Raw genomic sequence first — 13,987 nt, 5'->3', positions numbered from 1 at the left:
TTAAAGATGAGAACACAACACAAACTATCGTTGCATAGAGAGACACTTAAACATAGGAATAAAAAAAGAGCCAAGGTGACTGCGTCACCTGGCTCCTCGGTCCACCAACATCAAAAATTCATGAACCTTAAAAGTAAAAATCACACCCCATTAGGATTATTTCCTAATGGGGTGTGATTCTTAAAATGATTAATTTTATTCAAATACTCCTTCTAACCAAGAATCCACTGTTTCACGATTCTCATTAATCCAGTTTTGTGCGGCTGTACGGTTATCCGTACCATTTTGCATTGCTAATGTCACACTTTCCATGTCATCGATTTTCCAAAAGAAACGATCAACAATTTCGTTAGCTTCAGGATGATCTTCCGCAAAGCCTAAGCGAGTGAAAGTATAAATATCTTCAGCTTCACCATATACGAAATCAGGATCTTCTAACATCTTAATATCATACTCTAAGAACATCCAGTGGGGAGTCCAAGCAACAAAGACAAATTCTTCTTCATTTTGAATTGCTCCATCTAGTGAAGCTAACATTGCTCCAGTAGATGGTGCTTCTAATTCCCAATCACTTATATTGTCATAATGACTCATTGCTTCTTCTGTTTGAATCATGGCACCTGCACCAGGCTCGATACCAATAATGGTTTGTTCTGCTTGCGAATCTAAATCAGTAATCGAATCAACGTCCATATAACTTGGAACACCAATTCCTGAAGAAGCACCTTCTAAGTTTGGGCCTAAATCAACCATGTCGTCTTCATATTCTTCAATAATGGTCCCATGTGTTGTAGGTAACCAAGCAGCAGTCATAACATCTGATTCTCCAGTAGAGATAGATTCGAACATGATGGCATTATCAACCGATACAAGATTTACATTGTATCCAGCTTCTTCTAAAACTAAGGCTAAAACAGTTGAGGACGCAATTTCTGTATCCCAAGGGTTATGAACTATTTGGATAGTCTCTCCCGTTGAACGTGTTGCAAGTTCAGTATTGTTAACACTATATACAATTTCACCTACGAACAGAACAGCTAGAATTGCTCCGATTATTCTATGTATTGTTTTCTTATTCAAAAATATTCTCCTTTCCGTTCTTAGTCTACGCGACTTTTATTTGAGCTTTGTAAGATACGATCAATAACAATGGCTAGGACAACTAAAGCGAAACCTGAAACAAATCCAGCTCCAACTTGACCACGTTGTAATGCAGTTAATACGTTCGTACCAAGACCTGGTGCACCAATCATTGAAGCAGTTACAACCATTGAAAGTGCAAGAAGAACGGTTTGGTTTGTACCAGCCATAATCGTTGATTTGGCATTTGGTAATTCGACTTTATAAAGTTTTTGCCATCCCGTACTACCAAATGAATCAGCTGCTTCAACTAATTCTTCAGGAACTTGTCTAATACCTAAGTCAGTGAAACGAACAATAGGTGGTAGGGCGAAGATTACTGAAGCAAACACACCAGGCACCATCCCAATCCCAAAGAAAGAAACAGCTGGAATTAAGTAAACAAAGGCTGGCATTGTTTGCATAAAGTCTAGAATAGGTTGAATGATTTTCTCTGCAAGAGAACTCTTAGCCATCAGAATACCTAAAGGTATACCAACGATAATTGAGATTAAACTTGCAACAATAATTAATGTTAGGGTATTCATCATATTACCCCATAAGTTCTGGTTGTGAATATATAATAACCCAATACCAGCGAAAATTGATAAGCCCATTTTTCTATTTGAAACGAAATAGGCAACTAACATCACAATTATGATAAAAGCAAGTGGTGGAATTAACATTAACATACGTGTCATCCATTCCATTGAACTTGTACCAACATTGTTTAATGAATCAAATAACACATTGAAATTGGCAGTTATCCAATCAATAAAGTTAGAAACCCATTCTGAGACAGGCAACTGTGGAAACATATCTAATAAACTACTCATGGTCTAATTCCTCCTTAGTAGAATCTTTAATTTCTGTATCATCCTCATTGTTTTCAATAACATCGTATTGAGTGTCAGTTGTCATGGCACCAATAACGTTACTACGGACGATAACACCTTCTAATTCACCTTTATTGCTTGTAACAGCAATTGGCGTTTCAGAATCATGAATTACATCGAATAAGTCATCAATTAAAGCACCAGATTCAACTTCTGGAACATCTGATTGAACAGCACTTGATATATCATCATGACCTTGGTGTAGTAATGATTCCACTTCTTCGCGGGTTACATATCCAATTAATTGCTCATCTTTATCTACAACAAGAATGTTACTCATGCCTTCATCTACCATAATACGTAGTGCTTCTGAAGGTGTCTCTAATTGAGTTGTAACAGCTGTTGGTTCTTCCATAATATGTTGCGCTGTATATATTTTAGTACGATCAATATCTTCTACGAAGCGTTTAACATAATCATTCGCAGGTTTTGATAAGATTTCTTCACCCGTACCAACTTGGACAACTTCACCATCTTTCATGATTGCAATACGATTACCAAGCCTTAGTGACTCGTTTAAATCATGGGTAATAAAGATAATTGTTTTGTTTAATGTTTTTTGCATTTCAATTAACTCATCTTGCATATCACGACGGATTAGCGGATCTAAAGCAGAAAAGGCTTCATCCATTAATAAAATATCTGGGTCGTTAGCAAGCGCTCTTGCAAGTCCAACACGTTGTTGCATTCCTCCAGATAACTGATCAGGGAATTGATCCTTATATGGAAGTAAGCCAGCGTTATCTAATGCTTGTTCCGCTTTTTCTTGACGTTCCGCTCTCGGTACGCCTTGTACTTCTAAACCATACTCAGTATTCTCTAGAATAGTACGGTGAGGGAAGAGACCAAAATTTTGAAACACCATACTAATTTTTTTACGACGGATATCTCGTAAATCATTTTTATTCATTTGTGATACATTTGCTTCATCAATATATACATTACCGTTTGTCGGTTCAATAAGACGATTTAACATACGAACAAGTGTAGATTTACCACTTCCTGATAAGCCCATAATAACGAAAATTTCTCCAGCTTTTACATCAAAAGTAGCTTGATTTACTCCAAGTGTTGCACCTGTAGCTGCTAATATTTCTTCTTTAGTTTTTCCTTGATTCATTAAGTCTAATGCTTCTTTTTCATTGTCTCCGAAAATCTTTGTTAAGTTTTCGACTCTTAATTTACTCACTAATTTTACCTCTTTTCAATGTAATCTTTTTGTAATAATCTCGTTTTTCACAATAACATAGTTGATAAAGCAAGTAAAATCAGACGAAAAGATGAATATGCTTACTAAATTAGATTACCGCTTACAATCCATTAAGTTAGCCATTCTAATAATATGATAAGAATTCTCTCATTTTCACTTTTTGAACAGAAATCAAATAAAATTTTACAATTATTAAATAATTTATATTCATAGAAGCAAGTGATAATCCTTCTGTGATAATTTTTATCTTAATTTATATAGAAATATATTTGATATTCTGGCGGATATAATGCAAGGTAAATTTCGTGCGATTTAATAAGTGTAGCGTTATAATAAACTATAAGTATTAGAATAAATAAAACGATAGGAGATTCAAAATGGAAACAATAAAAATGCAACTTCAAGAAAATAAACCTTTTCCCAATAACAAACTGCCTGTCGTCCTATATAAGAAGGCATTGGATGAGATTTTTAAACAAAACGACTATTCTGGAGAGGCTGTTCTAAGTTTCCTAGAGAAACACGACTATTCAAATGGTTGGATAAATGGAATTCTGTCAGAACATCACTTTCATTCGATTGCCCATGAGGTGTTAGCATGTATTTCCGGATCGGCGAGGGTGCAATTAGGAGGTCCTGAGTCAGAAACTATTACCTTTACTCAAGGAGATGTTGTCTTTCTACCCGCAGGGACAGCCCATAAAAAGATTGAATCAACTGAAGACTTCATAATCGTAGGCGCATATCCGAATGGAGATTCATATGATATGCGCTATGGAGAGAACAGCGAGTATGATGAAGTAAAAGAGAACATTATACAAGTACCCAAACCGGAACTGGACCCAGTCACGGGTCAATCATTTTAAAGGATTGACTCCGTATAAACGAAAGTGAGATGTATACTATGAACACAGCTAGTAAATCTGAGAATATCGAAGCCCTAATAGAAGAAGTTATGCCAGGAAGCCAAATAGATAAAAATTATATTTATGGTTATACACAACCAGGTCTAATGGCTTCTATAATGTATAATAAGTTTCAATTTTTAGTTGCTTCAGATTATTTCATTGTGTATTTTACTCCTGATAATCTACTATTATTAACCGTTACAACTTTAGGAGACTTAAGTGGAGAGTATGCAATCATTCCAATCGAAGATATTGAATTTTTTAAAGCGAAAAAAGGATTCATTCAATATAAAATCACACTCAAATTTTATGGTGAAAAGAAGAGCATGATTTTAAAATGCAATAAAGCTATTCTCAATATGAAATGGCAAAAAGAAAACTTAAATCATTTGCTTGAGACAAATTGGAATGGCTTTGTAAAATAAATCTAAAATAAACGCATTAAACAGATTAATTGTTTAATGCGTCTTTTGTTATAGAGCATATTTACGTCTTAGGGCGGATGATTTTTATACTAAATTTGTTAAAATATAACTATACTAAAAAATTAAAAATAAAATCAACCTGTAATTAATGAAAGGATAGATTTAATGAATTCAAACACACAATTTTGGGGTGAAGTATTTTCAACAGGTGTTAAAAATATTTGGCTATTTGCAAAAGCTGAAGTAAAAGTCATTGGTATTGTAATATTACTACTCTTTCTAGGCTTTTGGGGAATTGGCTATGAACCTGGTTATGCTATTGCATTTGCGATTGGAATTAGTCTATTAGATTTAATTCCCGTCGTCGGTGCGGGCATTGCATTCATACCTTGGGTAATTATTGAATGGATATTTGGTGATCCAAGTCAAGGGTGGTTATTACTCTTCCTATACATTGGAGTCGAAATTATCGAACAATTAATTGAACCATTTTTCTTAGGAAAAGATTTAGAACTACCATTCTGGTTACCCGCAGTGATTATGATCTTATGTGCGGTTATATTTAATGTATTAGGGATTGTTGTTGCCTCAGTGTTAATACCATTTATAGCAGCGTATCGCCAAGTACGCAATAAATACCGTAGAGAAAATCATTTAAACAACTATTATGATTAAATACTAAAGGAGCGCAGAATATATCTGTGCTCCTTTTTTGAATATGAATGAGAAGAATATTAGCCTAAATGTGCATACAATTGCGGGTGATTATCACAAAGTGGCTTACGCGGTTTACAAATTTCTCTTCCAAAGTTTATCATCGCTTGATGAGCATGTCCCCATTGCTCTGGAGGTAATATCTCTGTCACTCGCTTTTCTATACCTTGAGCTGTCGCATCATTGTCAACAATATTGTGATGCTTACATATCCGTGTTACATGGGTATCAACCGCAAAAGCTGCTTCACCATAGGCGACACTTAAGATAATATTGGCAGACTTTGGACCAATACCGGTTAAGGATGTTAATTCTTTACGTGTCGTTGGAACTTCACCACCAAAGTTATCTAACAGCTGTTGGCTACTCATAAAAATATAGCGCGCTTTATTATGATATAAGCCTATCGTACTTATATACGTTTCAATCTCTTCAATACTCGATTCAACGACCGCTTCAGGCGAAGGGTAGCGTTCAAACAATTTGTCCTGAATTTTTTCAATAGAGGCATCCGTTGCTTGTGCACTTAGGATGACTACCATTAATAATTGAAAAGCATTCTCATAACGCATCGTCGGTCTAGCTTCTGGATATAAATTCATAATTTCATTGAGTACGATTTTAGCATCTGTTTTACTTAGCATCTTATCATTCCTACTATAAGTTTTAGTTATATTATAGTATATATTTAAATTATTTACAGGAAAGAATAGATTCAAAGCTTTACTTTTTAACAGTTTCTAACATATTCTTAAAAGCTTCGATCATAATTGAAGCATCCATTGAGCAAGTAACGGCATCAAAGCCATAATCTCTATAATATTTTGCCTGCTCAGTATTAGCCCCAAAGATAAAAGTAAATTTATTGTTATCACGACACGCTTTATAAATACGAGCTAAAGCTTCTTTAAAAATAGGGTGATCAAATTGAGCGGGAATACCTAAGGCAATCGTTAAATCAAAAGGACCAACAAAGATACCGTCAACACCATCGATCGCACAAATTTCTTCGATATTCTCTAAACATTCAGGTGTTTCACATTGTGGGATGACTAACGTTTCTTGATTACGCTCTTTAAAGTAGGCTGGTAAATCGGAAACTTTATCACTATAGCCAAAATCAGTGACACGAGATAGGAAAAATCCACGATTACCAATGGGTGCGTACTTCCCCCAATCAACCACTTGTTTAACTTCATCAACAGTTCGAATATTTGGAATAATTAACCCTTGAACACCAACATCTAATGGACGTAATACATTCGATCGACTAATATCTTTTATTCTCATTAAAGTAGACATATCACGTAATTCAGCCGTATGAACAATTTCCAGCAGTGATTCCGCAGTAAACGTACTGTGTTCAAAATCAACAATGAAGAAATCTAACCCCGCAATTCCTAAACATTCTACGATAGAAGTTCCAATCGTTTCAAAGAACGTGCCAACCACTTGTTCGCCTGCCTGCATTTTCTTTAATATCATATTTTCTTTCATAATTATCCCCCCTAAATTCTATGTTAACTGTATCATAAAGGTAATGGGAACGCATTCATCAAAACCGCATAGTGCAACAAACTGTATAATAGGGTATAAAGAATTGAAAATAAGACAACCCACTTCAATTGCATATATAAATAAGCAAAGAACTCTCGAATAAAAGCATTCGCATTGAATACCCATTTCTTACCTGATTCAGCACCATAGCTCACAGATTTTAAACCTAGTTTTTTAGCAATCAATTCAGCTCTAAACAAATGATACATTGTACTGATAATTGCAAATGAAGCATCTTCAGAGGCAAAGTGCTGACTTGAGAATAAAATGTTTTCATATGTATTTACAGATTGATCTTCAATAATAATATGATTTTTTGGGACACCTTGGCTTATTGCATAATTAGCCATGGCTAGTCCCTCTGGAATCATCTCATCATCACCTTGGCCACCAGACATAATTAATATTAAATCAGGGGCTTCTTTGTATACTTGAATTGCTTTATCAATCCGTTTGGCAAGTAAAGGCGTCACTTTTTCTTTATTCAATCCAGCGCCTAGAACGATGAGATAATCTACGCTTGGTTTCTCTTTACTAAATAAATTCATCAGAGCCGAAAGAAGATAGCTGTTAACGACTAGTATACCCAAACAAATACCACAAACAAAGTAACCAATTCCCCATGTAATTAAAGGGAGTTGAAATATTTCGATGACATTAATTTCGTTCAGATACAATAGAAGAGAAATGATAATACCGACAAACAAACTAATTATTAAGCATTTGAACAATTTTCTATGTTTGCTTAAGAAACCTATAGTCAAAACCACAGGTATAATTAAGAATAGAATACCTAATATTATACCCATAATTAGCGCCAAATTATTAAAGTTAAAAATCAGAAACATAACAACACTTTGAATTGCGACTAAAATCATGACCAGACCTAAGAAAATAGTTCTAGGTTCATATTTATAAATAACAAAACAAAGTACGAATAAAAGAATAAAAACTAACAATGACATTGCCATTTGATCCTCCGGGTGCATTTATTATACGAATTCAAGAAATAATGGTAACATAATCATATCAAGTTTAGGAGGAAATATGTATGACACAATTAAAAGAAGTATTTACATTTTCAAACGGTTTAGAAATCCCTGCGATTGGATTGGGAACATGGCAAATGAGCCCAGAAGAAGCAGAACAAATGACAGCTTATGCGTTAAATAATGGCTATATACACATCGATACTGCCCGCACTTATGGAAATGAAGAGGGTGTCGGTAAAGGGATGAAAGCTTCAGGAGTGAACCGAGAAGACTTTTTCCTAACTACTAAAGTAAGTGCTTTTTCAAAAACTTATGATGAAGCTAAAAAAGACATTGAAGACTCATTAACGGCTTTAGATACTGAGTATCTTGATTTAGTGATCATTCATGCTCCTCGTCCTTGGGATAAAATGCATTCCGATGGACCCATTGAGAAATTATATTTTGAAGAGAATCTGCAAGTATGGAGAGCATTGGAAGAAGCATATGAAGCAGGTAAAGTAAAAGCCATTGGTGTTTCAAACTTTGAAATTGATGACTTAGTAAATCTGCTAGAGAATGTAAAAATCAAACCAATGTTAAATCAAATTAAATACCATATTGGTTTCCGCGATGAGCAATTAGTTCAATATTGCCAAGAAAATGACATTATTGTTGAAGCTTACTCTCCAATTGGAACAGGAAAATTATTAAATAATCCGGACATTCAAAAGATCGCTGATAAATACAATAAATCAACCGCTCAAATTACGATTCGTTATTGCTATCAAAAAGGCTTAGTTGTATTACCAAAATCAGTCCATGAAGAATATGTGGATAATAACGCAGACCTTGATTTTGAAATTTTAGCCGGCGACATGGATTACTTAAATCGTTTAGTTATAAACTAGTACACATATAAAAACAGACTCCAGCAAAAACTGGAGTCTGTTTTTTTGTTATTCGCAACCAATGCCGTCATTGTCACGATCTAAATGTGAAGCGTATCCAGGTTCACCGCGATGAATTGGTGCTGCTCCAGCCTCTCGAACAGCTGTACAATTTTTATATGAGACATATTCTTCTGCCGGCGTTTCTGTAGCTACCTCAGCAAATCCAGCAGGTTCAACTTCTCCTTGACCTTCAGTCGCATCGGAATCGACCGGCTGATTCGAAGAAGAGCTGTTCACAATCGCATTCCCAGTAAAGTATAAAGTAGTGCCAGGGTGATCATTGTTCGCTGGCGCTGTGGTTGCTGTTTGCTCAATATATTCCCCGTCATGCTGACCAGTTCCATAATCAAGCTGAACATTTTTCTGTCTATTTGGAATATAGATGTTAAATTGAAGGGTTTCGCCGCTATCATCAATGGAGAAACCTTCCATAAATGCACCTGAAGCAAGTAAGTTCCCATCTTCAAAGAAAGGAGTCACACGGTAACGGACGGTAAGTAAGTCATTTTCGATGGTACTTGCGACAAAGTTCTCAAAAGGTAACATACCATCCATATTAAACCATCGTGTTCCGGTCATTAGATTTAATTCTGGGACACCTTCGCCAATCAATTGATGACCAATTAAGTGAGATCGATTATAAAGCCAACCGCCACTACCAATTTGCTTGTACTTACCTTGATGCCAACCAGTAGGGTGGATTGCTGAGATATCAGTTCTTGACTCTTGCTCCGCAGGTAAAGTATCCACGGAAAGAACTGCGTTAGCAGCACCCACGCGACCTAAGTCATCTAATTGACTAAATTCAACCCATGTCTTTGTGGCGGTTATATCCTTATTTGTAAAGTATGGGATATTATTGTTGATCTCGACATAAGTTTCTCCATCAGGAACACTTGGTGCACTATCAGGTAATTCGGGTGTAATCGAGAAGCCACTACTATCAATAAATTGTTCGTTAGCATCTGCGGACTTATAATCGAAAGGAAATACAGGTAGCGTCAATATAAGTAATATTGACAGTTTACGAAATACATTCTTATTTATTTTCAAATTTTATTCTCCTAATCCAATGTTTATCTTTATTATATTAATAATTAATTTATTTACAAGACCTTTATAATATTTAATTATACAAATGAATATATATGGCTGATCATATTGGGAAACAATTAAATAAATAATAATTATATAAAATTTTATATAAACACTTGATATTAATATTAGTTATATGTATAATAAAACCATTCGATAGTGAATGAAATCACAATGTGATAATAAGTGATTTAAGGGGTGATATCATAAATATAGAAAGATTTATCGAAGTCCGAAAGCAAAGGGGCTTAGTTCAAAGTGAGCTAGCTGAAGGCATATGCACTCAGGCGACTTTAAGTCGGTTTGAAAACAACGGTCACGTACCGAGTTTAAAAATATTAATTAAATTATGTAATCGGTTAGAATTACCACTTAGTGAATTGTTTCCTAAAGTTGGAGTCAAGCATTCTAAGTTAAAAGAGTTAATGGAAGAAGCCGAATTCTCGCTCATCTTAAGTGAGTATGAGAAAGCAGGGAATTTGCTGGAAAACATCGATTTAACTCTGATTGATAACTCTGAATTAACAATGCAATATCATTATTTAAAGGCATTTGTGATGATCTATAATAAGCATTCTACTATTGATACGTTGTATGAATTAGATCAGATATTACTTGATAATCATATAAATCAACATGAATTATATAAATTATTGGCTTATACGGGCAGTGGAATTATCTTTAAGCAATTAGACGAGTTAGAAAAAGCGGAGTTTTACTTTGCGAAAGTCTTAGATCGGATTTATGATTTTCCGACCAATCATATGGAAGAAGTTTGGCGCGTGTTACACATCGTCTTTGAATGCAGTAAGTTCTACGCGCATATCGACGAGATAGATATTAGTAATGCTTTAGCTGAACATGCCATTTCTATTTGCTCAGATAACCATGTAACCTATTATCTAGCGAGGGCGGCGATTCAGTTAGCTAAAAATGCTATGACCGTAAAAGAATCTAAAGATACAATCTTAGCGTTAATTTATGACGCTCGGGCTTATTCAAAAATTAATCGAAATAAAATCGCATTAAAAGAACTTGATGAGATGGAAAAATATATAAAAAATGAATATTAATAAGAGGGGATATTTAAATGAAGAAATTATTAGGAATTGTTGGGACAAACTCAGATAATTCAACTAACCGTAAGTTATTACAATATATGGAAACACATTTTTCAGAAAAAGCTGAAATAGAATTAGTTGAGATTAAAGACTTACCCATGTTTGTCAAAGATAAAAGCATTGAATTACCAGAAAGTGTTAAAGAGTTATCAGATAAAGTTGAACAAGTTGATGGAGTAATCATTAGTACACCTGAATATGATCATTCGGTACCTGCAGCATTAATGAATGCTTTAAGTTGGTTATCATTTAAAACACATCCATTCGTTGATAAGCCAGTCATGGTTGTCGGTGCATCATATGGAACACTTGGTTCATCACGAGCTCAAATGCATGCCCGCCAAATATTAGACTCACCAGAATTAAAAGCTAGAATTATGCCAAGTTCAGAATACTTACTAGACCATTCATTACAAGCATTTGATGAACAAGGGCAATTAATTTCAAAAGAAAAAATTGAACTACTTGATGGCTTATTCTCAGATTTCTTAACTTTCGTTGAGATTACTGGGCAATTAATGGAAGCACATGCTGTTAATGTTAAAGAAGCAGATAACTACACTTGGGAAGACTAATAAAGGAGATAATATAGTATGAAATTAGTAGGAATCGTTGGATCAAATGCAGTAGGATCATATAACCGTTTATTATTACAATTTATCCAAAAGCATTTCAATAAATTAATTGAATTAGACATCGTTGAAATTGATAAAGTGCCATTATTTAACCAAAGTGATGACCAAACTCAATCACCTGTTATTCAAGATATTGCTAAAAGAATTGAAGCGTCTGACGGTGTGATTATCGCCACACCAGAACATAACCATACCATTCCAGCAGCTCTAAAAAGCTTAATTGAGTGGCTATCATTTAAAATTCATCCATTCGAAAATAAACCTGTCATGATTGTCGGTGCATCGTACTTCTCACAAGGATCTTCACGTGCTCAACTTTCATTAAGACAAATCTTAGACTCACCAGGTGTCAATGCGATTGTACTACCGGGGAATGAGTTCTTATTAGGGAATGTGAAAGAAGCATTTGACGAAGAGAATAATTTAAAAGACCAAGGAACAATAAACTTCTTAGCATCTTGCTTAGAAAAATTCATCCGATTTATTAAAGTCGTTTCAGAATTAGAAGGTAAAGGGGGAGCAACTGAAGTGGTAAAACCAATCGAGGAAGATTTATTTGCTAATGGAAAGATTGACACAACAATTGAAGGTGTAGAGATGACGGCTCCAGACTGGGTAGAACAAGCAGCTGAAAAAGTAAACCCAGCGACAGGAAATGACTATGTCAAACTTAATAGAGGTATCCTAACAGTGAACCAAATTGATCAATTCTTAAGATCAATGCCAATGGAATTAACGTTTGCTGATAGTAACAACCAATTCTTATACTATAACAGCGTTCTACCTTCAGAAGAAATGTTCGCCAAACGTTATCCAGAACAACCAGGAAACCCTCTTGGTGCATGTCACCCAGACCGTACACACAAAAATGTGAAATGGGTTATCTCACAATTACGTTCAGGAAAACAAGATATTGTCCGTGTTCACGTACCAACACATGGGCCAGATAAATTTGTGGTTCACAACTATCAAGCAATTCGTGATGATGAAGGTAATTACATGGGAATTAATGAATATATTATGGATATTAAACCAACAGTTGATTGGTACTTACAACAAACTGGTCAAGAATTAGTTGGAGGAAAAGATACAGTATCAGGCGCTTCACAAAGCGATAATAAACAAGCTGACACAGTTTCAGGTGCATCACAAAGCAATGCAGCAGAACCAGAAGTGGATACAGTATCAGGTGCATCTTCACATTAATATGATATAATTTAGTAAAAGTTCGGAGGTAAATCTTCGAACTTTTTTGGCTAAATAATGATTTAAGGGGTTTTAAATATGGAAAGTATTACTTTTAAAGCAATGGGTACGACGATTAATTTACAAATTGAACATGAATTTGCGCACTATTTGTTAAACGAAGCTAAAAAACGATTGTTAGATTACGAAAATCGTTTTAGCGCGAATGATGCGAACAGTTTATTGATGAAGGTCAATCAATTTGCTGGTATCGAAGCTGTTGCTGTTGACCCTGATATATTTGAACTCATTAAGATAGGCAAAGTCTATAGTGTAGATTTATCGAATACATTAAATATTGCGATTGGCCCCTTAATCAAACTATGGAAGATAGGTTTTTCTGATGCAAAAGTTCCAACTCAAGCCGAGATAGATGAACGCTTAACACTCATTGACCCTAATTTGATTCAGTTAAATGACGAGAAACAAAGTGTTTATTTAGAAAGAAAAGGGATGGAAATTGACTTAGGTGCATTAGCTAAAGGCTTTTTTGCTGATCAAATCAAACACTTCTTGAAAAAAGCAGGCGTTAAAAAGGGGATCATTGACTTAGGCGGTAATGTCTTATTACTGGGAAGTCATCCAACAAATCCAGACACGTTATGGCGAGTTGGGGTTCAAAATCCTTTCATGACAAGGAATAATTTAGTTGGATTATTGAAGGTTAAAGATAAATCGGTTGTTACTTCAGGTATTTATGAGCGAACATTTGTCTATAATGGCGAAGAATATCATCATATATTTGATAGTAAGACAGGTTACCCAGTCAAAAATAATATCGCAAGTTTAACAATAGTCTCTAAAGAATCTTTAACAGGGGAACTCTATACAACGATGTATTATCAAGCCGAAGCGCATGATATTATTGAGCAAATTAATCAAATACAAGATTTAGAAGCCATTGTTATTACTAAAAATAGCGAAATTTTAATTACACATGGATTAGTGAATGATTTTATAAAATTAAACTAAGTATACAGCTCTTGCTCATCAAGCAGGAGCTGTTTTTGAATGTGCGCCCGGCATGGGCGATAACTTGGTGGTGAAAGTCCACTACAGACTTGGCAGTAGGAACTGTTAGCTAAAGGCAAGGGTGTCCACCGTGAGGTGGAATCTGAAGGAAGCCGGAGGCAAACAC

13 protein-coding genes and 1 pseudogene are annotated in these 13,987 nt (G+C 34.9%); 8 read left to right on the top strand and 6 right to left on the bottom strand.

The features are described from left to right. Positions 1–195: 195 nt before the first annotated feature. Together ACEN31_RS09235 and ACEN31_RS09230 are read right to left on the bottom strand one after the other, a co-directional pair. A pseudogene (locus ACEN31_RS09235) lies at positions 196–1,955 on the bottom strand (ABC transporter permease/substrate binding protein). Next, positions 1,948–3,204, bottom strand: a complete 1,257-nt coding sequence (locus ACEN31_RS09230) for a glycine betaine/L-proline ABC transporter ATP-binding protein (RefSeq protein WP_407109255.1) — start codon at positions 3,202–3,204, stop codon at positions 1,948–1,950. Before ACEN31_RS09230 ends, ACEN31_RS09235 begins: the two are co-directional and overlap by 8 nt. A gap of 398 nt (positions 3,205–3,602) precedes the next feature. On the opposite strand from ACEN31_RS09230, the gene ACEN31_RS09225 reads away from it, so the two are divergent. The 3 genes from ACEN31_RS09225 (at position 3,603) to ACEN31_RS09215 (ending at position 5,233) form a co-directional block, all read left to right on the top strand. Continuing rightward, positions 3,603–4,091: a cupin domain-containing protein gene (locus ACEN31_RS09225; protein ID WP_407109254.1), complete on the top strand. Its 489-nt coding sequence runs from the start codon at positions 3,603–3,605 to the stop codon at positions 4,089–4,091. A gap of 38 nt (positions 4,092–4,129) precedes the next feature. After that, entirely contained in the window at positions 4,130–4,558 is a 429-nt protein-coding gene (locus ACEN31_RS09220; RefSeq protein WP_338488841.1) for a hypothetical protein, read from the top strand. A gap of 165 nt (positions 4,559–4,723) precedes the next feature. Beyond that, entirely contained in the window at positions 4,724–5,233 is a 510-nt protein-coding gene (locus tag ACEN31_RS09215) for an AI-2E family transporter (RefSeq protein WP_407109253.1), read from the top strand. Positions 5,234–5,292: 59 nt separating this feature from the next. Here ACEN31_RS09215 and nth read toward each other — a convergent pair whose 3' ends face one another. The 3 genes from nth to ACEN31_RS09200 all read right to left on the bottom strand — a co-directional run bounded on the left by nth (position 5,293) and on the right by ACEN31_RS09200 (position 7,800). Further along, a complete protein-coding gene (nth, locus tag ACEN31_RS09210; protein ID WP_407109252.1) occupies positions 5,293–5,916 on the bottom strand; it encodes an endonuclease III domain-containing protein in 624 nt (207 codons plus the stop codon). Positions 5,917–5,995: 79 nt separating this feature from the next. Further along, positions 5,996–6,769, bottom strand: coding sequence for an HpcH/HpaI aldolase/citrate lyase family protein (locus ACEN31_RS09205; RefSeq protein WP_138403351.1), 774 nt, complete (start codon positions 6,767–6,769; stop codon positions 5,996–5,998). 32 nt (positions 6,770–6,801) lie between these two features. Beyond that, a complete protein-coding gene (locus ACEN31_RS09200) occupies positions 6,802–7,800 on the bottom strand; it encodes a YdcF family protein (RefSeq protein ID WP_407109251.1) in 999 nt (332 codons plus the stop codon). Between the two features lie 80 nt (positions 7,801–7,880). Here ACEN31_RS09200 and ACEN31_RS09195 point away from each other — a divergent pair, with 80 nt between their 5' ends. Next, positions 7,881–8,711: an aldo/keto reductase gene (locus tag ACEN31_RS09195; RefSeq protein ID WP_407109250.1), complete on the top strand. Its 831-nt coding sequence runs from the start codon at positions 7,881–7,883 to the stop codon at positions 8,709–8,711. Between the two features lie 48 nt (positions 8,712–8,759). Here ACEN31_RS09195 and ACEN31_RS09190 read toward each other — a convergent pair whose 3' ends face one another. Then, positions 8,760–9,806, bottom strand: coding sequence for a DNA/RNA non-specific endonuclease (locus ACEN31_RS09190; RefSeq protein WP_407109249.1), 1,047 nt, complete (start codon positions 9,804–9,806; stop codon positions 8,760–8,762). A 248-nt stretch (positions 9,807–10,054) separates the two neighbouring features. On the opposite strand from ACEN31_RS09190, the gene ACEN31_RS09185 reads away from it, so the two are divergent. The 4 genes from ACEN31_RS09185 (at position 10,055) to ACEN31_RS09170 (ending at position 13,821) form a co-directional block, all read left to right on the top strand. Beyond that, on the top strand, positions 10,055–10,921 hold the full coding sequence (locus tag ACEN31_RS09185) for a helix-turn-helix domain-containing protein (RefSeq protein WP_407109256.1): 867 nt from the start codon (positions 10,055–10,057) through the stop codon (positions 10,919–10,921). Positions 10,922–10,938: 17 nt separating this feature from the next. Beyond that, positions 10,939–11,544: an NADPH-dependent FMN reductase gene (locus tag ACEN31_RS09180; RefSeq protein WP_407109248.1), complete on the top strand. Its 606-nt coding sequence runs from the start codon at positions 10,939–10,941 to the stop codon at positions 11,542–11,544. Between the two features lie 18 nt (positions 11,545–11,562). Further along, the gene (locus tag ACEN31_RS09175; protein WP_407109247.1) at positions 11,563–12,810 is read left to right on the top strand and encodes an NAD(P)H-dependent oxidoreductase; all 1,248 of its coding nucleotides are present in this window, start codon (positions 11,563–11,565) and stop codon (positions 12,808–12,810) included. 78 nt (positions 12,811–12,888) lie between these two features. Continuing rightward, on the top strand, positions 12,889–13,821 hold the full coding sequence (locus ACEN31_RS09170) for an FAD:protein FMN transferase (RefSeq protein WP_407109246.1): 933 nt from the start codon (positions 12,889–12,891) through the stop codon (positions 13,819–13,821). Positions 13,822–13,987: the final 166 nt, after the last annotated feature.

It is taken from the genome of Ruoffia sp. FAM 26255 (genome assembly GCF_045528525.1).
Lineage (GTDB): Bacteria > Bacillota > Bacilli > Lactobacillales > Aerococcaceae > Ruoffia > Ruoffia tabacinasalis.
This window is presented reverse-complemented; position numbering and strand designations above follow the sequence as displayed.